We start from the raw sequence: 22,302 nt of genomic DNA, 5'->3' as shown, positions 1-22,302 counted from the left end.
TTCTTATTAATTTATAAACTCACTGGCTTTATTGGTTGCGCCAAACAATTCAAACTTCTGGACCATAAAATCCGAGTAGGCCCTTATGTACTCCTTTCCTGGAATAACAGGGTCAAAAAGCGGGGCATGGTCCCTAAAAAATTCCCGATGGACCCTTGTCCACAACAGCCGTGTATCCGTAGCAATATTAATTTTACAGACCCCATATTTTATGGCTCTAGCAATTTCTTGGGGAGGCACGCCTGTTGCATTCTTCAATAATTGCCCTCCTGCCCTATTTATTCTTTGTACTTCCTCCTCATTGACTGCTGAACCCCCATGAAGGACAATAGGGAAATTCGGGAGTCTCCGTTGTATCTCTTCCAATATATCGAATTGGATACCTTGGACTCCAGAAAACTTATACGCTCCATGACTTGTACCAACGGCAACGGCCAAGCTATCACATTTTGTCAACTGGACAAAGCGTTCTACCTCGCTTGGGTTTGTATATTTTGCATGCTTTTCATCAATGGAAAGATTATCCTCAACACCACTGAGAACACCAAGTTCCGCTTCCACAAAAATTTCGTGTTCGTGTGCCTTTTCAACTATACGCTTTGTAATTTTTACATTATCCTCAAAAGCTTCGTGGGAAGCATCTATCATTATGGATTGATAGCCTCCAGAAGTTATGGCATCTTTGGCATGTTCCTCGTTTCCATGATCTAAATGAACCGCATAAACCGCTTTTGGATATATCTTGGATGCCGCATGGACTATTGCCTCTAACATGATTGAATGTGCATAGTCCCTAGCTGCAGGGGTAATTTGCACCAAAAATGGCGCATTTGCCGTTTCACCCGCATGGAAAAGACCTTGAACCTGTTCCATTGTGAAAACATTAACGGCTGCAATGGCATATCTACCATAACATTTTTTAAATAACTCTTTTGGTAAAACAGGCATTCTTTATCTCTTCCATTGTTATTCCGATAACCGATACTCATAAAAAAACAAAAAAAAAATGATGCTGAAAAGTATTGGAATATAAAAGATCGTGCAAAGGTTTGCATATTTTGAACTCTTCATATTTTAATAAACCAAAGCCAATTTATCTGGACGAACTCCGTATCACAAGTTCAGGCTTGAAAACTTCTTCACGAAATGGCCTTTGTACATCTTCTTCTTTTAATCGCTGCAAAACAATTCTTGCAGATAGCATTCCTAAACTATATACCGGCTGCCATACCGTTGAAAGTGATGGTCTAAAAAAGGAGGAATGTGGTTCATCGTCGAAACCTACGATAGATATGTCCTCTGGTATGTTATAGCCCAATTTTCGTGCTACATGCATTGCTGAAATAGCAATATTGTCATTCATGGCAAAAATGGCATCCGGTGGATTTGACGAGCTCAATAGCGCCATGGCGGGTTCAAGGCCGTCTTCGTGCGAAAAACCTTGGACATGCACAATATGCTCCTCACAAATTGACATATTTCCGCTTTTAAGGGCATCCAAAAAACCCTGAAGCCTATGTTTGGTTGTACTAAGATTGTGGGGGCCGCCCAAATGGGCTATTTTTTTACATCCGGATTTTATGAGATATTCCACCGCCTGAAAGGCTCCTGCATAATCGTCAACCAAGACTTTATCAGCTTCCAAACCCGGACAATCCCTATCAAAGACCACAACAGGAATACCATTTTTTTGAAGGGCCCTAAAATGATCAAATTCCTTGGTCCCAGATGCAGGGGATACCAAAACACCATCAACCTGCATTTTCAATAGTTTTTTAATGACCACTGCCTCTTCTTCAAACGATTCGTTCGTAAGACAAATCATTATATTGTATTCAGAATTGGCAATAACATCTTGAATACCGGTAATTATCGCGGAAAAGAAATGACTTGTAATTTCTGGTACGACTACACCTATGGTGTTGGATTTTTTACGAAGTAAGCTCAAAGCCAGAAAATTAGGTTGGTAATCCAATAGCTGCGCCAACTCCTTAACGGCCTCCTTTGTTTCCTTTTTTATGGCTGGATGATCGTTTAAAGCCCTTGAAACGGTAGAAGGTGCTATGTTCAATTCACGGGCAATATCGGTAATGGTAACCCTACCCTTTTTCATTTTGAAGAATTTTTATTCCTTTATGCTACTCCTTATCCCCTCTTAATATCTACTCTAATTTGGCCAAGGAATGAACCTTAAGAAAATGTTCCAAGTACTTTGAAAAATACAAAATTTAACCACCATTTCATAGTATATAAAAAGATGGGACACTTGGCCCAAAAATACACTGAACTTAAATTTGTAGACAAATACACCTCATAAAAATATTTGACACCAAAACATTGATTATCAAAACCTTATTTTAAGCACCTAACTTACTTAAGCCCATTTAAGTGAAAAAACTAATATTCCTTAAATTTGAAGGTCAACCTACCCCCTTTGACAATACTGGAATGTCTAATTGCCATAGTGTCCAATATTTTCCCGTTAAAAGCTACTTGCTCCACCTGCTTATGGTCTTGGCCATTATTTACCATTTCAATCACAAATTTATCGCCTAGATAGTAGTTAGGATGCAGTGATATGGTAATTCGATCAAAAAGAGGACTCCCCAGTTCGTAAACGGGATCTGCTTCCGTACCACCACTCATTTGAAACAAACCCATCTTCAGCAATACGGACAATGCCCCCATCAGTCCTTGGTCCTCATCGCCATTATATCCAGTGCTTGGGTCAAGTCCGCTAAAGACCTTATCAATGATTTCCCGAGACCAATATTGTGTAAGATCGGGCCTGCCGAGATGATTAAAAACAAAAGCTGTGTTTATAGAGGGTTGGTTCCCATAATTTATAGGAATTCGACTATACTCAGGATGCATTTCTACCTCGTGAGAGGTTCCGGAAGTAAAACCTTGTTTTTCCGATGCCTTAAACTGTCCGTTCAACTTCTCAATGGCCTTTTCCTTGCCTCCCATTAACTGCGCCAGACCATTAATATCATGGGGTACAAACCAAGTGGCTTGAGACCCGTTGCTCTCATTGAACCCATTTTCATAAAGATAGGGATCAAAATCACTTTTCCATTGGCCATCAACATTTTTAGGCCGCATCCAGCTCGATTCTGCGTCAAATACATTTTTATAGTTTTGGGAACGATTCATAAAAATTTTATAATCCTCTTCCCTTTGCAGCTTTTTGGCAAATTGCGCCAGGGTCCAGTCTTGATAAGCATATTCCAAGGTAAGGCTAGCTCCATCTTGATGCCCTCCAAATTTTCCTTCCGGAATGGGATACGGCACATATCCTTTCTCCAAGTAATATCTAAGCCCGCCTCCAAGGGAGGTATTGTGCTCATAACCAGACTTTTCCATAATACCTCCGGGCATATGGTTCTTCCTGAGCGCTTCATAAATGGAATCCAAATTATTCTTGACAATGTTCTTTTGCACCGCACTTACTATAAAAGGGGTTGTTGATGCACCCGTCATCACATAGGTGTAATTGCCACCAGAGGGTCCGCGCGGAATCAAACCTCCATCTTTATAGTATTGCATCAGTGAGTTTACGAATTCCTCCGTGATATCTGGATATACCAAGCCCCATAGGGTGTTCAAAGTCCATTGTGCGCCCCAGAATGAATCTGAATTATAATGATTGAACCTGGGCCTACCCTTTGCATCCAGTGGCAATTGTGCTAGCCTAAAAGTGTCTCCAGTATTATCCGGGTAGTCCCCATTGACATCACTGATAACTCTTCTGCCCTGTAAGGAATGCCACAAGTCTGTATAAAACCGTTTTTGCTGCTGTTCAGTGCCACCTTCAACCTTGATTCTACCCAACATATTGTTCCATTCATTCTTGGATTCCTCAACTACCCTATTAAAATCCCAATGATCCAATTCTGCAATCATATTATTTTCGGCATTTTCAATAGAGGTATAGGATAGGCCCACTTTCATCAATACATTTTTTTGTTCGGCGTCTGTGAATACCACATAATTTCCTGTGGTCGTATCTCGCTGAATCGATTCTATTTTGGAGCTCAGACTGATATAATAAAATAATGTAAATGGTTTTGGTCTGCGGTGGGTAGGTGCCATTTCCAATTGCCCAATCAAAGTATGATCACCAATTTGGTTTAGTTCACCATTTCTATTTTCACAGGGACCCAACGGAGTGTTTAGGTTAAACAGAACGGCCGGTCGTGATTCCTTTGGAAAGGTGTAGTGATGCAAACCTACCCTTTTGGTACTCGTCAGTTCCGCCTGAATCCCATAGCGTTCCAATTGCACCTTGTGAAATCCCGGTGAAACTGTTTCATTTTCATGTGAAAAGGGAGAATAAAAATCCTTGAATATATTATTTTCTCTTTCTTTTTTTAAGTTAATGGGCATCACGGACAAACCAGACAACTGCCACCCATGAATATGACTAAAACCCTTTATGGTATCCGTTTTATAGCGGTATCCACTTCCCCATGCACCATCAATTTGTGTATCTGGACTAAGATTGACCATACCAAAGGGACGGCAGGCGGAAGAAAACAAAAACCACCGACTATTTTCTGTATCTAACTGAGGAAAAACCAAGTCTATTGGATTTTTAGAAGAGGTATTGGAATCACCAAGCCGTTTATTTTCTTTACAAGCGGAAAACAAGATCATTGTGGCAACACATGTAAGGGCAAAAAATGTATTTGAAAAAAGTTCTTTCATTGAAAATTATGTAAGGAATCTATTTAAAAAAATCTTCATTGGACCATGGCCACAGGTTATACCATGTTTTTGAAATGAATAAAGACAGGCATTATTTGCCTGTCTTTATTAGGAACTAACTCAAACTTACAATTAATCTAATATCCTTGGTTCTGTTTTAAGAAACCATCTATTCCAGATGCCGCATCTACAGCACTTTGCGGTATGGGGAACAGTCGTTTGTTTGGATCAGAATCGGTCTTCTCTGTCCAAGAATCCTCATACTTACCAAAACGAATTTGATCGGTTCTTCTAAAACCTTCCCAATAGAGTTCAAACCCCCGTTCCCTGAACATAATATCCAAATCTATGGCCGCTAGTGGTGGTGGTGTTTGATCCGGTCTTGCCGTTCTTCCTGCCCTTACAAAGTTAACATCGGCCAGGGCACCAGCGTTATCGCCATTGCGCAATTTAGCCTCGGCCCGCATAAGGTAAATTTCGGCCAAGCGCATCAAGACCATATCAACACTGCTGAAATTATTGGCATTGGGTGAAGTACGGCTAAATTGGTACTTGGCGCAGCGGTAACCTGTATTGTGAAAAGATCCTTCGTTGGTGAAGTCAATCTCCAGGGTATGGTCTACATAGGCCACATCCCTATCAGGTCCATTGCCCTTGCGTTGTTGCACAGGATAAATCCGTACGCCTCCGGTTTCACAGGTCAAAAATTGCCCGTCGTCTCCCTTTCTAGGTCCCCACGGTATGCCGCGGATAACGCCCCTGTCCATCTCGAATTCCAAAGGTTCAATACAGAAATAACTATTTTCGGTTTCTGTAGCAAGCACTTTTTCCCGCCCTTCAAAATCCAATAACTGAGCTTCCGGAATAATCGTATTCATTTGATAGAACCGTGCATCTACCTCTGCTGGATCTGCATCGTAAGCATCTATCCACGTTTGGATAAAATCAGAGGTAAAGGCCGGACCATCCGTACCATCTGCACTAGGAAACTCCGGTCTTCCAAACATTGAGCCTGCAATGGACCAATAGGCCCACCTGTTGTGCTCCAACCGAAGCACCCCTCTTTGATCAATGTTAAAAATAGCTTCTGGATTCGTGTTATTGTCGTCATTGAAGAGGTCAAAATATTCTGGGGAGATACTAAAACTTCCAGAGTTAATGATATTGTCCGTGTACTGTATCACAGCATTCATATCCTCTTGGGTAAAATTGGGCGTACCATACGGATCCCTATATACTGCGGCATTGAGGTGCAACCTTGCCAAAAAGCCCCATACAGCGGACTGGGTTATACGCCCGGGGCTCCTGTTTGTGTTGATTACATCTACCACCGAAAGTAACTCACTTTGTATATAGTCTACTGCGTCCTGTCCTCGCAACACCTCGGAAAGTTCATCCGAGGATTCTTTTTTGAGGACCAGTCCCCAGCTATCCAACATCAACATATTCCAATAGGCGCGTAATGCCACCATTTCGTGCAAAGCGCCCTCCGCCTCTGCATTGCCCTCCTCTGCCAAGGGTCGTAAAACTTCAATGGCGGACAAGGTTCTGGATATTCCTGTTGTAAGTTGGTTCCAACCGTCGCGAATAAGATCATTGCTAGGGGTAAAATTATGGGCATGGGCAGCTAAATATTTACCTCCGTCGAACCAGTCCGTTCCGCCCCTGAAGGGTAAAATAGCCTCATCTGAAGGTATCAACTGCAACCCATAGAAATTGGTATGCCGCCATACCCAAGACATATAGCCATAGGCAGGTGCAATGGATCCGCTAATAACATCGGCTTGTTCGCCAAATTCGGCCTCGTCAATCCTTTCCTCGACCAAATCGGTACAGCTCCATACCAATAAGGCCATCATAAGCACTGTAATTGTTAGAAATCTATTTTTCATGTGTTTATATTTATTGTTTTTCAATGGTCACAAGGAACACCCTAAATTACTATTGTTCTGTGTTTGAATGTTATTCGAACGGGTGTTTCATCTGTTAATATTTAATGTTTTATGATTGGTAAGCTGTAATTACGGCCGTTTACATCCATTGGTTCCAATGGGTTGGATAACGCGCAATCTATACTCACATATTTTTTAAAACGACACATTTAATCCGATCAAAAGTGTTCTGGGCGCAGGATAGGTAAACCTATCGATACCAAATGTCTGTATACCATCTATGGTATTTCCGGTATTGATCTCAGGGTCAAACCCTGAATAATCCGTGATCACGAATAAATTCTGACCTGTAACGGTAAATCTTAGTGTGTTCACCAAATCGCCCAAACCAATTTCCGAAGGACGCAAGGTATAGCCCAAAGTAGCATTGTTGAGTCTGAGGAAACTGCCATTTTCAAGATACCTTGTTGAGACCTCATTGGAATTGCTAAGACTCTCCGAAGGGAACTCGGCCGCAAAAGGGGTGGTATTCAAATTTCTACTAAGCTGTCCTTTGTTGAACAAAGACATGGCGGTGTGATTGTAAATCTTATTGCCGGATACCCCGTTAAAATTAAACCCTAAATCAAAGTTCCTGTAGTTCATTTTAAGGTAAAAGGCATAGATAAGGTCTGGAAGCGCACTGCCCGCCACAATCCTGTCGTTATCCAGGGATTGTCCATCTGGTACTACATCCCTAAATTGGTTGAGGCCATCATCACCGATACCGATAAATTCCTTCATATAAAAGGCACCTATGGGTTCATCGTTGATATAACCATTGATGGTGGCACCCGTTTGGCCTGCACCTTGGGCAGCACCCGAAGTCAAAACGGCAAAAGGAGAGTTTACGACCTTATTGTCAGTGTAGCTAATGTTTCCTCCAATGTTATAGGTGAAATCAGAGCTAAAGTCGCCCCTATAATCCAAGGCCAGCTCCAACCCATTGTTCTGTATTTCCAATTCCTCGATATTGGTCCATATTTTTTCAGTAGGCTGAATGGGGTCCACCCTATTGGCAAAAAGAACCACATCACTAGCCACTTTTGAAAAGTAATCCAAAGATCCTGTTATCCTATTTTGGAAAAGGGCAAAATCAAGACCTACATTGGTCTGGGTGGTAACCTCCCATTTTAAGCCGGGGAACGCCGTCCTTACGGGCACGGTACCAAAAGGGTAGTCATCCAGGGTGGTTTCCGTACCATTGATTGGATAGGTGTCATTGTCTGCCTTTGAGTCTATAAAACTGGCCAAACTAACTTTACTTGGTATACCATCTTGATTCCCGGTACGTCCCCAACTGGCCCGCAATTTTAAGGTATTGAACACCGTACTGTTCTCCATAAAGCTCTCATTGGCAATATTCCAGCCCAAGGCAAAGGAAGGGAAGTAGCCGTATTTATTGTACGCACCAAAGCGTGAGGAACCGTCTGCCCTCATGGTGGCCGTCAATAAGTATTTATCCGCATACGTATAGTTTACCCTACCAAAGAAAGACTGAATTTCATCTTTATATGCAGTGCCCGTTTGGCTAGTAGGGAAAATTTCTGTGCTAATTTGGTCCTGATACCTTGGCTCAATGCCATTATTTGCAAAACCTTCCATCTCAAAACGTTTTTGCTCGAACAGAAATTCTTGGTAGGAGTGCCCTGCCAATAAGGTAAGGCCATGCTTGCCGGTATTCAATACATACGTAAGGGTGTTTTCCACCAAGGTATTGCTATTGACCGTTGTCCTTGTATCCAAGGTGCCATTTTCAAAACCCTCCAACAATTGGTAAGGAAGAAATTGCACGTCCCTATTGGTGGAGATATAATCTATGCCCAAGTTCGTCTTGTAGGTAAGACCCTTAACAATTTCAAAAGAAGGCATAATATTCGCCAAAATCCTGTTGCTATTGGCCTCATCCAAATAGATACGGTTACGTTCCAAAGGATTCAACCTTTCAATAAAGAAAGTGGGTTCCCCATTGGTAAGCGGTGGCAACGTGGGATTCAACTGCAACATATCCACTATATTCCCTTGGGTGTCCGGTCTTTCGTTCAAGGTACGGGAGGCCGTTAAATTGAAGTCTACGTTAAACTTTCCGTCCAAGGCCTTTTGGGTTAGGTTTACCCTACCTGAGTAACGTTTAAGGGAACTGTTATTAAGCGTACCCTGCTGATCATCCAAACCTGTAGAGACGAAATAGGAAAACTTATCTGCCGTGCCACCGCTCATGGAAAGGTTTATATTCTTGGAAATGCCCGTACGTGTAAGTTCATCTTGCCAGTCAGTATTGGCACCTCCATCAAATAACGTGCCCCCTACCGCGGGTACTTGATTCCTAAATTCACTGGCGGAAAACACGTCCATGGGATTGGCAATGGTTGCAAAGGCTGTAGAAACGTTCAGGTTCATTTCCGTTTTTCCAGCCTTTCCCTTTTTGGTTGTAATCACTATTACCCCATTGGCCGCCCTGGCCCCATAAATAGCCGTGGCCGATGCATCCTTTAGTACATCGATGGACTCAATGTCTTGAGGATTTATAAAGTTGAGGGGATTATTGGCCACACCTGTATCCGAATTGTTGATGACAAAACCATCTATCACGAACAGTGGTGTTGTGCCCGATCTCAAACTTCCAACACCCCTAATAATAATATTTTGATTGGCTCCGGGCTCCCCACTAACATTGGTCACATTTACACCGGCCAATTTACCTTGAAGCAATTGGCCCGGATTTGCGACAACCCCTTGATTAAAGTTTTCGCTCTTAACGGAAGCAATGGATCCGGTAATATCAGATTTCTTTTGAACTCCATAACCAACGACCACTACGTCCTCTAGTTGGGTGGCATCCTCTACCAACTGAACAGATATATTAGTTTGTCCGTTCAAGGATATCTCAGTGGATCTATACCCAATATAGGAAATTTCCAATACTGCATCCAAGTCCTCGACCGTAATGGTAAAGTTACCATCAAAATCTGTCGTAGTGCCATTGGAAGTGCCCATTTCCACGACATTAGCACCTGGAAGAGGTATGTTTTGCTCATCAGTTACTTTACCTGTAACTGAACGCTGCGACCACGAAATCATGGTAACACCCAGCATCATCATTAATAAAAAATATTTCATTTTCATCATATTTGGCTATTTAGGTTTATGAATTTGACAACCAAATAACAATAAAAATGCATTGTCCGGAAAATTTTGAATACAAAATTGAATGCAAAGGTTTGCATTGCTTTACCTGCACGTAAGACTTTAATAACCTTCTTTTTACCCATTTGTTAAAACCTTTTCCGGACAGCAATTAATTTACTTTTATTGCAGTCCCTGTTCCAGTTTTTAATCAAGTTTATTCAATTTTAATTGGCACTTGGTTTAGAAAATACAAGGGAAATTTATCAAAAGTTTGAGGGGTTTAAACAAAGGCCTTGGAATGCAAACCTTTGCATTTTACAAGAATGAAAAATCCAACGGGCTAATCCTATATTTGTAGGTAGCGCAACGCATTTTGCATTCCTAAATTTGGATGCATAAATTTCTTAACGCGACTAAATCGGTCAATAACCATGAAAAACATTATTCTTTTATTAGTTTTCTTTTTTTCCGTTCATAACATACTTGCACAATCCTTTAAAATACACTCGCACAATGATTATGCGCAACCTGTTCCGTTCTGGGATGCCTATGCCAACCAGCTTAATTCGATAGAGGTCGATGTTTTTTTAAAAGACGATACCTTATATGTAACCCATGATGAAAAAGACATTGTTCCAGGTCGCACCCTTCAAAATCTTTACCTAAACCCATTAATGCAGGCAATGGCCCTTAATTTTGGGGAACAGAAAAAACTCCAACTCCTCATCGATATAAAATCAGAATATAAAAATACCCTACGGCAACTGGTGTTGGTCTTAGAGCAATATCCCATGATTACTGACCTCGATAAAATTGCCATTGTCATATCGGGCAATAGACCCCCAATTAAAGAATATACGACCTATCCTAAGTATATCCAGTTTGATTACCAAAGTCTAGAAGATATAGAAAGCAAAAAAATATGGGACAAAATTGCACTGATCAGTCTCAGTTTTAAAAATTTCTCCAATTGGAATGGCAAAGGACGTCTGACAAAGGATGATTTAGAAAAAATCAAGGAAGTAGTGCAAAAGGCACATTCATACAATAAGCCTTTCCGATTCTGGGCCACGCCAGATTCCAAAACCGCCTGGAAGGCATTTGTAGATCTTGGAGTGGATTTTATAAATACCGATATGCCCAAGGAATCCTCCTTATATTTAAAAACCTTGGAGCATCGGAATTATTATAATGAAACAGTTTCCGAAGTTTATAATCCCACCTTCAAATCTGACAAGAAAAAATCACGCGTAAACAACATTATCCTTATGATCGGAGATGGTAACGGTCTTGCACAAATATCGGCCGCGACACTGGCCAACGGAGGAAGTCTTACCCTTACACAACTTAAAAGTATTGGTCTTTTAAAAACGCAATCGGCAGATGATTTTACCACGGATTCCGCCGCCGGGGCCACTGCCCTGGCTACTGGTACAAAAACCAACAATAGAGCCATTGGGGTAGGCCCCCAAGATGAGAAATTAACTTCGATTGGCGAAATTCTTCATGAAAATGGCCGTATTACGGGATTTATTACTACGGACCATATTACAGGAGCGACACCTGCCTCTTTTTATGCACACCGAAAAGATCGTTCCGATGTAGATGGAATTGTTTCTGATTTATTGCAAAGCAAGCTATCACTTGTCATTGGTGGGGGTAGTCCAATCATTGAAAAAGAAATCTCAAAATTGGGCTTTCAAATTATGGGCAATACAGGTGCCATTGCAGAAAGCGACGATGAAAGGGTAGCTCATTTTTTTTCCTACGGAGATGTAAAGAGCATCCGAGAAGGGAGGGGAAACAATCTGGCGAAGTCCACAAAAGACGCCCTCACATTTTTAAGTGCCAAAAACACCCCATTTCTACTCATGGTAGAAGCTGCAAAAATAGATTCCTATGGTCATCTAAATGACGTGGGGGGAATTATTACTGAAGGCATAGATTTTGACAGGGCCATCACAGAGGCCATAAAATTCGCAGACAGCAATGAGGATACCTTGGTAATTATTACCGCCGATCATGAGACTTCGGGATTTAGCATTCCACAAGGAAATATGATGGAAAGATCAATAGAAGGAGATTTTACAACGGATGACCATACAGGCATAATGGTCCCCATTTTTGCTTATGGTCCACGTTCAGACGAATTCCAAGGGGTTTATCAAAATACCGAGGTATTTGGAAAGTTATTAGAGGCCATGGAGCTAAAAAAACGAGAGTGATACCACCTAGCAAACCAATTGGAACCATTTATAACAATACCTAAACCATATGAAATATAAGTGTATCATTTTTGATTGTGATGGGGTACTGGTCGATAGCGAATTGATTTCCGCGAAAGTTTTGGTGACCATGGCCAAAGAGATGGGTTTATCCATGGATGTAGCTTTCGTGCTCAAAAATTTTATGGGAAAATCCTTTTACGACATCATGGATTACCTAGAAAAAAAGCTCAACAGCACGCTACCGGTAACATTTGAATCAGAATTCAGGTCCATGACCTTCAAGGCCTTTCAATCTGATCTTAAACCGATAGAGGGCATACCTAACCTGTTGAAGCAATTAAGGGTTCCATTTTGTGTAGCTTCCAGTGGGCCTTTGGAGAAGATACGTCATAATTTGACTACTACCGGCCTTATTGATAAATTTCAGGACAGAATGTTCAGCTGTTACGAAATACAAAGCTGGAAACCAAGTCCGGATATTTATTTACATGCAGCAAGTTGCATGGGATTCAATCCTAAAGACTGTGCAGTGATAGAAGATAGCGATAGCGGCATACAGGCGGCCATTTCTGGTGGATTTGATGTTTTTATATACGATTCAAATCAAAACCCAGGGTACCGTCAATTAAAAAACGGGGTAATCTTTAACCATATGAACGAACTATTATCTCTATTATCATAAAGGTTCTCCCCCATTTTTTATGGCAAGTAATAGATAGTACTTCTCTTAATGGTTTTTCCGTTTAGAAAACCTATAAAACACCCAACATCCCCCAAAATCATGTATTTCGAACAAAAACGGGTCATTTAAACCGCTTTATTACATACGCCCTTTGAGATATTATAAAGTAGGGATTCTTTTCTTCCATCCAGAAGTAGTATTCAACGTAACTTGCATCAGGAATTCCATGAGAACCTAGTAGGAAACTATCTGAAACTAGAACAAATTTCTCTTAGTATGTCAAAGTATTGTAACCAAGCGCCTGCAATTGGAGCATCCGCACGGAGGCGGTTGGAGTAATGTCCAAACCGTCAAAAAGGGATTCTGCTTTCACACCCAGTTTTTCCATGGCAACACTACAGACACTGACCTTCACCTTTCCCTTATACTTTTCAAAAAAGGTCTCCAACTCCGACCCTTTGGTCAGTTCCTTGACCACCATGCCTTTTACCACAATCTCATAGGCCTCAATTTCTAATCCGTTTTCAATCAAAAGGTCATACATGCCCAGGACCCCTTTGAAGTGCCTTTCCGTTGTAAGTATAAAACCGTATTTGGGAGTTGTTTGTAAGTCTTCAATAGTTCCCTTATCCAGTTTTTTCTGACCATATGCGTCTGGAATAGCAAGGAAAAGAGCTGCAATAAACAAAAAAAGGGTTAATATACGTTTCATGATTGTAGGTTTTTATTTCCTTTTGCACCCTAAAAGTACTAAGAATATAAGTTTAAACTAATGAATATTCTCATATTAAAAATACTTTAGTAGAAAGAAAGCCAAGCTCAAGAGCCTGGCTTTCTACAATATTCCTACATAAATCGATTTCCTAAGTTCGGGTCTATTTTCCATTAAAAAATACCATTACGCCAATCACCACTGCCAAGACCAAAATAGAGATAACGATATCCTTCCAATTGTAACTATTTTTATTTTTTCTTTTCTCCTCTTCGCTTATGGTTCCAAAGGTCAAGTTCGCCACCTGTTCGGCAGAGGGTGCAGGTGCAAATAGGCTGACTACCACTGCAAAAAGTACGCATGCCAAAAAGAACCAGGCTCCAAATGTCAGAAAGTTCATACTTCCCATTTTATACAAAAATCCATCCGGATTCAAATCTTCTTTTATCAATTCCAAAACTATTCGAATGGCAGCAACAATGATACCCATGATCAATGTGGCAAAGGCTCCCAAACCATTAATTCGCTTGTGGAAAATACCCAAAAGGAACACGGCAGTTATTGGTGGGGCGATATAAGATTGTACGCTCTGTAAATATTCATAAAGTACCCCGGAAATATTCGCCATGATAGGTATCCAAATAATACCAATAATAACCACTACCACAGTCGCCAACTGACCTGTTCGCACCAATTTCTTTTCTGGGGTATTGGGCCTTAATTTTTTATAAATGTCCACGGTGAATAATGTGGATACCGAGTTAAATACCGAGGCCAACGAACTCATCAAGGCAGCCAATAGACCGGCAGCTACTAGACCTCGCAAACCGGAAGGCAACACATTACTCATCAATACGGGGAATGCTTCATCCGGGGAGTCCCAATGTAATTCGCCCTTCATTTTTAAAGCCAGGGCAATGACCCCCGGAATAAGGAATAGGAATACGGGCATTAGTTTCATAACGGCCCCAAAAATGGTTCCCCTTCTACCTTCCTTTATATTTTTTGCGGTCAATGCCCTTTGCACGATGTACTGGTCGGTACACCAATACCAAATTCCAACGATGGTACTGGAAATCACCAAAGATGGCCAAGGAAAATCAGGGTCACTAGGTGGTCGCCACATATTCAAATACTCCGGCTTAGCGGTTTCCACCAAACTGCCCCACCCCCCAACTTTTTCAAGACCTAAATAGGTAAGGACCGCAGCACCCAGTACCAAAAGAACGGCCTGTAAGGTTTCCGTATAAACTACGGCTCGCATTCCACCCAAAACAGTGTAGATTCCGGTTAGGATTACCGTGGCGATAGCTCCCGTCCAAAAGTCGATTCCCAATAAAGCAGAAACTACGACCCCACCGGCATAAATAGTAACGGATATTTTAGTCAGTACATAGGCCACAATGGAGAAGATAGACAATACCCAGCGAGAGCGGGCATCGAACCGTTTTTCCAAAAACTCGGGCATGGTAAACACACCGCTACGGGCATAAAAAGGTAAAAATACCCATCCCAAAATCAATACGATCCAGGCGTGGATTTCATATATCAACATGGGGAGCTTATCGCTGGCCCCAGCCCCTGCAAGACCCACCACGTGTTCCGAACCAATGTTGGAAGCAAAAATAGAGGCACCCACTACGAACCAGCCGATATTTCGGCCGGCCAAAAAATAATCCTCCGTATTGTCCTCCTTTTTTCTAATGACCCATACGGCGATTCCGAGGAGAATCAGAAAGTAGAATACAATAGCTACCCAGTCAAAAGTATCAAGTGTTTGCATAATCTGTTGGTTTAATATTGGCCGTTATTTGGTCGTTAATTTAAATGTTGTTTTGGTAACATATTTTTCCCCGGGGTTCAACACCACTGAAGGAAATTCCTCTTGATTTGGAGAATCTGGGTAATGTTGGGTCTCCAAACAAAGTCCGCTTCGCTTTGCATATGTTCCATTATTTGGAGCTGGAAGTGTGCCGTCCAAGAAATTTCCGGTATAGAATTGAATGCCCGGCTCATCCGTGGAGACCTCCAAAAACCTTCCGGTTGCAGGGTGATAGGCACTGGCCACTTTTCTAAAACCTGCCTGTTGATCATTCAATACCCAGCAATGGTCATATCCGCCTCCCAATTTCAACTGTTCGTTCTCTTCGGAAATATCACTGCCTACCGTCTTGGGCTCCCTAAAATCAAAAGGGGTACCTTCAACGGATCTCAACTCTCCGGTAGGGATCAGACCACTATCAACGGGTAAATATGCATCCGCGTCAATTTCAACTACATGGTCCAATATAGTGTTGGAAAAATCTCCCGATAAATTAAAATAGGCGTGCTGGGTAAGGTTCACAATGGTAGCTTTGTCCGTCGTAGCCTCATATAGCACATCCAAAGAATTGTCGTTATTCAAGGTATAAGTTACCGTAGTACTTAAGTTACCAGGGAAACCCTCTTCCATGTCCCTACTTAAATATGTCAAAATCAACGAAGCAGTATTATCGCCTTCCTGGGCCTTTGCATCCCAAACCTGCTTGTCAAAACCTTTAATACCGCCATGCAAGCTATTTTCGCCATTGTTTTGTGCCAAAGTATATGCTTCTTCTCCAATGCTGAACTTTCCTTTGGCTATACGGTTGCCATATCGTCCTATCAACGACCCAAAATAGGGATTGTCCTTTTCATATTGGGCCAAATTATCAAAGCCTAGGACTACATTTTGCATGTTTCCTTCCTTGTCCGGGGTTTTCAAAGAGGTGATTCTCCCTCCATACGTGATAATATCAACTTCAATACCACCATCATTTTTTAAGGAAAATTGGCTTACCTTTTTTCCATCTTGGGTCGTTCCGTAATCACTTTCCGTAATACTTAGTTTTGACGTGTTCTCTTTTGGAGTTTCTTCTTTCATTTCTTTATCCTTTTTATCCTTACAACTTACATGGACTACAAATAAAAATAGCAATGTACATGCATAATAAATGATGGTTGATTTTTTCATGGTTAAAGTCGTTTACAAGTTATTTTTAAACAATTGAAAATAGGCCTCGTTGGCATTCAACTGATTTTTTAAATCCCTAATGTTGGTGTTCTTATCGATAACAACCAATTCAATACCCGCCATTTCAGCAAAATCCTCCATAAATTCGGTGGTCAATGCCTGCGTATAGATGGTATGGTGGGCACCTCCTGCCAGAATCCAAGCGGTAGCGGCCACCTCCAAATTAGGATGTGGGTCCCATAATACCCTGGCCACCGGTAATTTAGGTAATTTACCCTCAGGTTCCACGGCCTCCACCTCATTCACGATCAACCTGAATCGATTCCCCAAATCTACCAGGGAAACGTTGATTGCCGGTCCGGAGGGCGAATTAAAGACCAGCCGTACCGGATCTTCCTTGCCACCGATTCCCAACGGGTGTATTTCACAGGAAGGTTTACCATCGGCTATTGACGGACATATCTCCAACATGTGGGACCCCATGACGTAGGATTTTTGAGGGGTAAAGTGGTAGGTGTAGTCTTCCATAAAAGAAGTTCCGCCTTCCAGTCCTTCCGCCATGACCTTCATTGCCCTGAGCAGTGCAGATGTTTTCCAATCCCCTTCCGCTCCAAAGCCATAACCATCGGCCATTAATCTTTGTGTGGCTATTCCGGGAAGCTGTTTTAATTCCCCAAGATTTTCAAAAGTATCGGTGAAGGCTTTAAACCCGCCTTCATCCAAAAATTTCCTAAGTCCCAATTCTATCTTTGCCGCTTCCACCAAGGAGCTTCGCTGTTGGCCTCCTTCCTTCAACAAATCACTTAACTCATACGTTTCCTCATAGCTTTTTACCAAGGCATCCACCTCCTTTTGGTCCAAGCTTTTTATGTGGTCTACAACATCAGAGGAGTCATATCCGTTTACGGAAAAGCCAAAACGGAACTGGGCCTCCACCTTATCGCCATCGGTTACAGAAACCTCGCGCATATTATCGCCCAAACGGGCTACCTTCAGATTTTGAAATTCGTTCCATCCAAGGGCGACCCGACTCCAATTCCCTATTTTTTCCTGAACCCTTTCGGTTTCCCAATGTCCAACCACAATCTTTCTATTTTTACGCATACGGGTCATCATATGACCGAATTCACGATCGCCGTGAGCCGATTGGTTCAGGTTCATAAAATCCATATCTATGGATTCCCAAGGTATTTCTGCGTTGAACTGGGTATGCAAATGACAAAGGGGCTTGTTCAAAAAACTCAGTCCCTTGATCCACATCTTTGCCGGGGAAAAAGTATGCATCCAAGTAATTATTCCAATACAAGATTGATTGGAACTGGCTTCCAAGCAAATATCCGTTATTTCCTGGGGGGTCTTTACCGTGGGTTTGTATACAATTTTCAATGGGATACATGCCGATCTATTCAATCCCTTAACAATTTCCTGCGAATTTTTTACGACTTGATCCAGTGTTTCAGGTCCATATAAATGTTGGCTTCCCGTTACAAACCAAATTTCCTTCTCTGCCATATATTCAATTATAAATCTGTTGTTAGTTATTATTGTCCGTAGTACGCATTTTTTCCATGCTTACGTTCGTAATGTTTTTTAATTAGGGAATCCTTTAGTCTGGGGGCTTCAGGATTTATTTGTAAGGTTAGATAGGCCATTTGGGCCACCGTTTCCAAAACCTTACTGTTATACACGGCCTTGGCCGCGGTCTTGCCCCATGCAAAAGGGCCATGGTTTCCCAACAGAACCATTTCCACTACTTCAGGGGATAGGTTTCGATCCTTGAAACAGTCCAATATTTGGATGCCGGTATTGTGTTCGTAGTTGCCTTCGATAAGGTCATCACGCATTGGTTCCGCACAGGGAATATCCTTTGTTAAGTGATCCGCATGCGTCGTCCCGAAAATAGGTATGTCTTTTTGGGCCTGTGCCCAGGCTACCGAGTATGTCGCATGCGTGTGCGCTATACCTCCAATATGTTCCCAGTGCTTATATAAATAGGCATGGGTCTTGGTATCCGAGGAAGGCCGCATTGACCCTTCGATTATTGTATTGTCATAATCCAAGATTACGATATCCTCAGGTTTCAATTTCTCATACGGCACTCCGCTGGGTTTAATTGCAAAAGCTCCATTATCCCTATCCACAGCGCTCACGTTGCCAAAGGTATAAATGACCAGACCCAGGTTGTTCAGTGCTATATTCGCTTCAAAACATTCCTGCTTAAGTGCTTCGTATTTTGAACTCATATTTATTTTGATTTTATGGATGTTTCGATGAAATTTCCCAACGCTTCGTAGGATGCCATCCATTGTTTGTATGTTTCAACCGAAGCCTGTTGGGGATGATATTCCGCTTCAAAATCGCTTCCCATATAAGTACTGGCCTCAACAACATTGACATAAATTCCCGATGCTACGGCGGCATAAATTGCAGCACCCAGAGCCGGTGCCTGATCAGAGGCCGCGACCTTTATGGGCATGTTCATGACATTTGCCAAGGTTTGCATGATGAATGGTGATTTTCTGGCCACCCCACCTATTCCTATTACCGACTTAATCTGTACGCCCTCTTCCTGAAAACGGTCGGCAATTTTCTTGGAACCAAAGCAGATGGCATTCACCAAAGCTTTAAAAATGTGAGGAGCCTTACTCCCCAAGGAAAGATTGGAAATGGCACTTTTCAAATTTTGGTCGGCATCGGGAGTACGACGCCCATTAATCCAATCCAAAGCTATTGGTATACTTTCCGATAAAGGTATAGCCTCCGCCGCATCGGATAATTTTTTAATAAAATCGCTTTCTATTTCTTTCTTTAAATCGGTTTTCTGCTCTTCCGATAAAATGTCCGAAGTCAAAACCAAATTGTCTATGGGCCATGAGAGCACATCCTTAAACCAGGCCAGCAGATCTCCAAAAGCGGACTGTCCGGCTTCCAACCCCACAAAACCGGGTATGACCGAACCATCAACCTGTCCACAAATTCCTTTAATGGTATTTCCTCCTATTTCTTTGTCCGTTGCTACCATGATATCACAAGTAGAAGTACCCATAACGCGAACCAAAGCGTGTTCGTCAATTTTGGCTCCTACAGCACCGGAATGTGCATCAAAAGTGCCTACGGCCACCACGGTATCCGTGGTGAGTCCCAAGCGATTTGCCCATTCTTGACTTAAAGTGCCGGCTACCTCATCGGAGGTATAAGTCTTTTCATAAAGACGGTCCCTTAAATCCGACAAATATGGATGGATTTTGCCCAAAAATTCCTTCGGGGGCAATCCACCCCAGCTTTCATGCCACATGGCCTTATGACCAGCAGCGCACCTACTTCGTTTAAAGGTTTCCAAATTTTGGTCTTCAATCAACAAAAAGGTCATAAGATCACAATGTTCCATCCAAGTGTAAGCATTCTCCATAACGGCCTTATCATCTTTGACCACATGGGCAATTTTGGCCCAAAACCATTCGGAAGAATAGATACCGCCCACGTATTTGGTAAAATTCTCACCGCCCCAGGAAACCCCCAATTCATTTATGAGTTCCGCTTCTTTTATGGCCGTATGGTCCTTCCAAAGTACCATCATGGCATTTGGGTTCTCAAAAAATCCCTCTACCAATGCCAACGGCGTGCCCTTCTGTGTTACCGGCACCGGGGATGAGCCCGTGGTATCGATACAGATTCCCTTTACATCTACCGGATTCACCTTACTCCTATCCATAACGGTCTTTACCGTATGTTCCAGACCTTCGATGTGATCCAAAGGGTGCTGCCTAAACTGATTCATGGACGGATTGCAATATTTTTGCTCTTTCCATCTTGGATACCAAAATACCTCCGAGGCAAGCTCTTCCCCATTTTGGGTATTGATGAGTACGGCCCGAACCGAATCCGAACCATAATCCAACCCTATAACATATGACGTCTCCAAATCTTATTTACTTTGTTTTTAGTTCTCTTCGGGCAACCAAACCTTCATTTTACCCACGCCTCTGTTGGACCATGCATAGTAAGGAATGGCCTTAAAGCTTTTTGTACTTATGGTATTCACACCCTCTAAAACATCCTTTTCCATGGTTACAGAAAAATCCTCACTACTGGAAACGGAAATAGTATCAAAACCATTTTTGTTATCAGCCTCTTCAATAGCATAGACCAAGGGACCGTATTCCAAAGCTACCTTACCCCTATTATCGGCTACACTATCAGAGGTTTCTGCCAGACGTACTTCCATGGGAAATTGCACTTCAATGTTTTTGCCTACAATCTCAGAACCCTCAAGGTCAAGATATCCATTGTTTATTTGCACATTCTTATTTTCACCATCTATTTTTAAGATGATAGGCTGTGATAGTTCATTTCTATATTGATAGAGATTGCTAGGCAATACCTGATTGCGTGCCCAACCGGGCACCCTTAGTTTCAGTCTAAAATCTGAATTCCCATTACCCTTAAGATTGATGCTCACCTTGCCGTTCCATGGATAATTTGTTTCTTGGATAATTTGAACCGAATTGCCAGGCAGGTCAACGGTAGCTTCATTGGAGGCATACAAATTCACATAGATATCTTGATCGGTCTTTGAATAGATAAAACCTGGAATGGCCGGAATAATCCGTACGACATTTGTTGGACAACAAGAACAATCGAACCACGGTTTTCTGGTAGCGGCCCCTTGGTTAAATTCATATTTTCCATCCGATTCCAAAGCATTTGGATAAAAGAAATGTGTACCATCCAAAGCTATTCCTGAAATGAGACCGTTATACAAGGTTCGCTCTATGACATCAAAATACTTGACATCACCTGTCATGTTATGCAATCTATGGTTCCAATACACATCGCCAATGGAAGCACAGGTTTCATTATAGGCCGTTAAATTTGGAAGTTCATAATTCTCGCCAAAAGATTCTTGGTCGTGCCTGGCACCGATTCCCCCCATGATGTACATTTTCTTACTGACCATATTGTCCCATAACTTATCCACAGCGCACAGATAGGCCGAGTCGTTCTTGATTGCGGCAATATCCGTCATGGCGGCGTACATATATACGGCCCTAACCGCATGCCCTACGACCTCGTCCTGCTTTACCACGGGAACGTGGTCCTGCGAATAGGTACCGAAAAGTTCATGATTATCAGGGTTTCCCCGATTATCCAAGAAATACTTGGCTAAATCAAGGTAGTCTTCTTTCCCGGTAACCTCGTACAATTTTATGAGTCCGGTTTCTATGATCTGATGCCCTGGCACAGCAGCTATCTTTCCTTTATCTTCACCAAAGGTAGCCACCATTAAATCGGCATTTTTAATAGCGATATCCAAGAAATTCCGTTTTCCGGTAGCTTTATAATGAACCACGGCAGCCTCATACATATGGCCGGCATTGTAAAGCTCATGGCTTGTTGCAAGCGATTCCCATCTTTTACCTTCTTTGACCTCTACCCACGTAGCGGGCGGTTTAGATAGGTCTATGGTACGCCATGTGGTTAAATACCCATCTGGTTCCTGCCCAATCTTTATAATGCCCACCAAGGAATCCAACAAAGTCTCCAATTTTGGATTGGGAGAACTAATCAAGGAATTGGAAGCTCCCTCTATAATTTTATACACGTCGGAATCATCAAAAGGCATCACCCCGCGTACCGAACCTTCCATCCTACCACCGGCGATCAAAAAATTATCGAACCTACCTTCTTCCTCACATTTTTCAACGGCATACTCAATGGTCTTTTCCTGAACTTTTTGAATCCATGGAAGCCAAAATTCATCGGTCAATCGAACATGTTGAATGTTCACGGGCGTTATGGCATATCCGGACACCTCTTCTTTCTCGTCAGAAGTGACCTCCTCCTTAGTTTCATTTTGACAGGAAATCATTAAAAGACAATAAATAAGACTGCCAAAAATATACTTCCTCTTTTTCATG

The 22,302-nt window shown here is 42.1% G+C and carries 14 protein-coding genes; 2 read left to right on the top strand and 12 right to left on the bottom strand.

Features of this window, described 5'->3' with window-relative positions:
• Positions 1–6: 6 nt before the first annotated feature.
• The 5 genes from BFP75_RS11670 to BFP75_RS11650 all read right to left on the bottom strand — a co-directional run bounded on the left by BFP75_RS11670 (position 7) and on the right by BFP75_RS11650 (position 9,761).
• Positions 7–948, bottom strand: coding sequence for a ketose-bisphosphate aldolase (locus tag BFP75_RS11670; RefSeq protein ID WP_099545562.1), 942 nt, complete (start codon positions 946–948; stop codon positions 7–9).
• A 145-nt stretch (positions 949–1,093) separates the two neighbouring features.
• Positions 1,094–2,113, bottom strand: a complete 1,020-nt coding sequence (locus BFP75_RS11665) for a LacI family DNA-binding transcriptional regulator (protein ID WP_099545561.1) — start codon at positions 2,111–2,113, stop codon at positions 1,094–1,096.
• Positions 2,114–2,397: 284 nt separating this feature from the next.
• Positions 2,398–4,710 (bottom strand): GH92 family glycosyl hydrolase, encoded by a 2,313-nt coding sequence (locus BFP75_RS11660; RefSeq protein WP_240531768.1) that lies wholly within the window; start codon positions 4,708–4,710, stop codon positions 2,398–2,400.
• A gap of 137 nt (positions 4,711–4,847) precedes the next feature.
• Entirely contained in the window at positions 4,848–6,602 is a 1,755-nt protein-coding gene (locus BFP75_RS11655) for a RagB/SusD family nutrient uptake outer membrane protein (RefSeq protein WP_099545614.1), read from the bottom strand.
• Positions 6,603–6,797: 195 nt separating this feature from the next.
• Positions 6,798–9,761 (bottom strand): SusC/RagA family TonB-linked outer membrane protein, encoded by a 2,964-nt coding sequence (locus BFP75_RS11650; RefSeq protein ID WP_240531767.1) that lies wholly within the window; start codon positions 9,759–9,761, stop codon positions 6,798–6,800.
• Between the two features lie 440 nt (positions 9,762–10,201).
• Between BFP75_RS11650 and BFP75_RS11645 the strand changes: the two genes are divergently transcribed.
• Positions 10,202–11,995 (top strand): alkaline phosphatase, encoded by a 1,794-nt coding sequence (locus BFP75_RS11645; protein ID WP_099545559.1) that lies wholly within the window; start codon positions 10,202–10,204, stop codon positions 11,993–11,995.
• Positions 11,996–12,044: 49 nt separating this feature from the next.
• Complete coding sequence (locus BFP75_RS11640; protein ID WP_099545558.1) at positions 12,045–12,680, top strand: HAD family hydrolase; 636 nt, start codon at positions 12,045–12,047, stop codon at positions 12,678–12,680.
• Between the two features lie 271 nt (positions 12,681–12,951).
• On the opposite strand, the gene BFP75_RS11635 is transcribed toward BFP75_RS11640, so the two are convergent.
• The 7 genes from BFP75_RS11635 to BFP75_RS11605 form a co-directional block, all read right to left on the bottom strand.
• Positions 12,952–13,392 carry a DsrE family protein gene (locus tag BFP75_RS11635; protein ID WP_099545557.1) on the bottom strand — a complete coding sequence of 147 codons (441 nt, stop codon included), beginning with the start codon at positions 13,390–13,392 and terminating at the stop codon, positions 12,952–12,954.
• Positions 13,393–13,555: 163 nt separating this feature from the next.
• Positions 13,556–15,175, bottom strand: a complete 1,620-nt coding sequence (locus BFP75_RS11630) for a sodium:solute symporter (protein ID WP_099545556.1) — start codon at positions 15,173–15,175, stop codon at positions 13,556–13,558.
• Positions 15,176–15,199: 24 nt separating this feature from the next.
• Positions 15,200–16,384: an aldose epimerase family protein gene (locus tag BFP75_RS11625; protein ID WP_099545555.1), complete on the bottom strand. Its 1,185-nt coding sequence runs from the start codon at positions 16,382–16,384 to the stop codon at positions 15,200–15,202.
• A gap of 12 nt (positions 16,385–16,396) precedes the next feature.
• Positions 16,397–17,896 carry an L-arabinose isomerase gene (araA, locus tag BFP75_RS11620; RefSeq protein WP_410504086.1) on the bottom strand — a complete coding sequence of 500 codons (1,500 nt, stop codon included), beginning with the start codon at positions 17,894–17,896 and terminating at the stop codon, positions 16,397–16,399.
• A gap of 29 nt (positions 17,897–17,925) precedes the next feature.
• The gene (locus BFP75_RS11615; RefSeq protein ID WP_099545553.1) at positions 17,926–18,627 is read right to left on the bottom strand and encodes an L-ribulose-5-phosphate 4-epimerase; all 702 of its coding nucleotides are present in this window, start codon (positions 18,625–18,627) and stop codon (positions 17,926–17,928) included.
• 2 nt (positions 18,628–18,629) lie between these two features.
• The gene (locus tag BFP75_RS11610; protein WP_099545552.1) at positions 18,630–20,306 is read right to left on the bottom strand and encodes a ribulokinase; all 1,677 of its coding nucleotides are present in this window, start codon (positions 20,304–20,306) and stop codon (positions 18,630–18,632) included.
• An 18-nt stretch (positions 20,307–20,324) separates the two neighbouring features.
• The gene (locus tag BFP75_RS11605) at positions 20,325–22,301 is read right to left on the bottom strand and encodes a glycoside hydrolase family 127 protein (protein WP_099545551.1); all 1,977 of its coding nucleotides are present in this window, start codon (positions 22,299–22,301) and stop codon (positions 20,325–20,327) included.
• Position 22,302: the final 1 nt, after the last annotated feature.

This window comes from Maribacter sp. 4G9 (assembly GCF_002742265.1).
In the GTDB taxonomy this organism is placed as follows: domain Bacteria; phylum Bacteroidota; class Bacteroidia; order Flavobacteriales; family Flavobacteriaceae; genus Maribacter.
This window is presented reverse-complemented; position numbering and strand designations above follow the sequence as displayed.

Excerpts from the sequence above, each read along its gene's own strand:
- BFP75_RS11670 (WP_099545562.1), bottom strand. The coding sequence starts at position 948 with ATGCCTGTTTTACCAAAAGAGTTATTTAAAAAATGTTATGGTAGATAT.
- BFP75_RS11615 (WP_099545553.1), bottom strand. The coding sequence starts at position 18,627 with ATGAGTTCAAAATACGAAGCACTTAAGCAGGAATGTTTTGAAGCGAAT.
- araA (WP_410504086.1), bottom strand. The coding sequence starts at position 17,896 with ATGGCAGAGAAGGAAATTTGGTTTGTAACGGGAAGCCAACATTTATAT.
- BFP75_RS11655 (WP_099545614.1), bottom strand. The coding sequence starts at position 6,602 with ATGAAAAATAGATTTCTAACAATTACAGTGCTTATGATGGCCTTATTG.
- BFP75_RS11625 (WP_099545555.1), bottom strand. The coding sequence starts at position 16,384 with ATGAAAAAATCAACCATCATTTATTATGCATGTACATTGCTATTTTTA.
- BFP75_RS11645 (WP_099545559.1), top strand. The coding sequence starts at position 10,202 with ATGAAAAACATTATTCTTTTATTAGTTTTCTTTTTTTCCGTTCATAAC.
- BFP75_RS11605 (WP_099545551.1), bottom strand. The coding sequence starts at position 22,301 with ATGAAAAAGAGGAAGTATATTTTTGGCAGTCTTATTTATTGTCTTTTA.
- BFP75_RS11665 (WP_099545561.1), bottom strand. The coding sequence starts at position 2,113 with ATGAAAAAGGGTAGGGTTACCATTACCGATATTGCCCGTGAATTGAAC.
- BFP75_RS11650 (WP_240531767.1), bottom strand. The coding sequence starts at position 9,761 with ATGAAATATTTTTTATTAATGATGATGCTGGGTGTTACCATGATTTCG.
- BFP75_RS11630 (WP_099545556.1), bottom strand. The coding sequence starts at position 15,175 with ATGCAAACACTTGATACTTTTGACTGGGTAGCTATTGTATTCTACTTT.
- BFP75_RS11660 (WP_240531768.1), bottom strand. The coding sequence starts at position 4,710 with ATGAAAGAACTTTTTTCAAATACATTTTTTGCCCTTACATGTGTTGCC.
- BFP75_RS11635 (WP_099545557.1), bottom strand. The coding sequence starts at position 13,392 with ATGAAACGTATATTAACCCTTTTTTTGTTTATTGCAGCTCTTTTCCTT.
- BFP75_RS11640 (WP_099545558.1), top strand. The coding sequence starts at position 12,045 with ATGAAATATAAGTGTATCATTTTTGATTGTGATGGGGTACTGGTCGAT.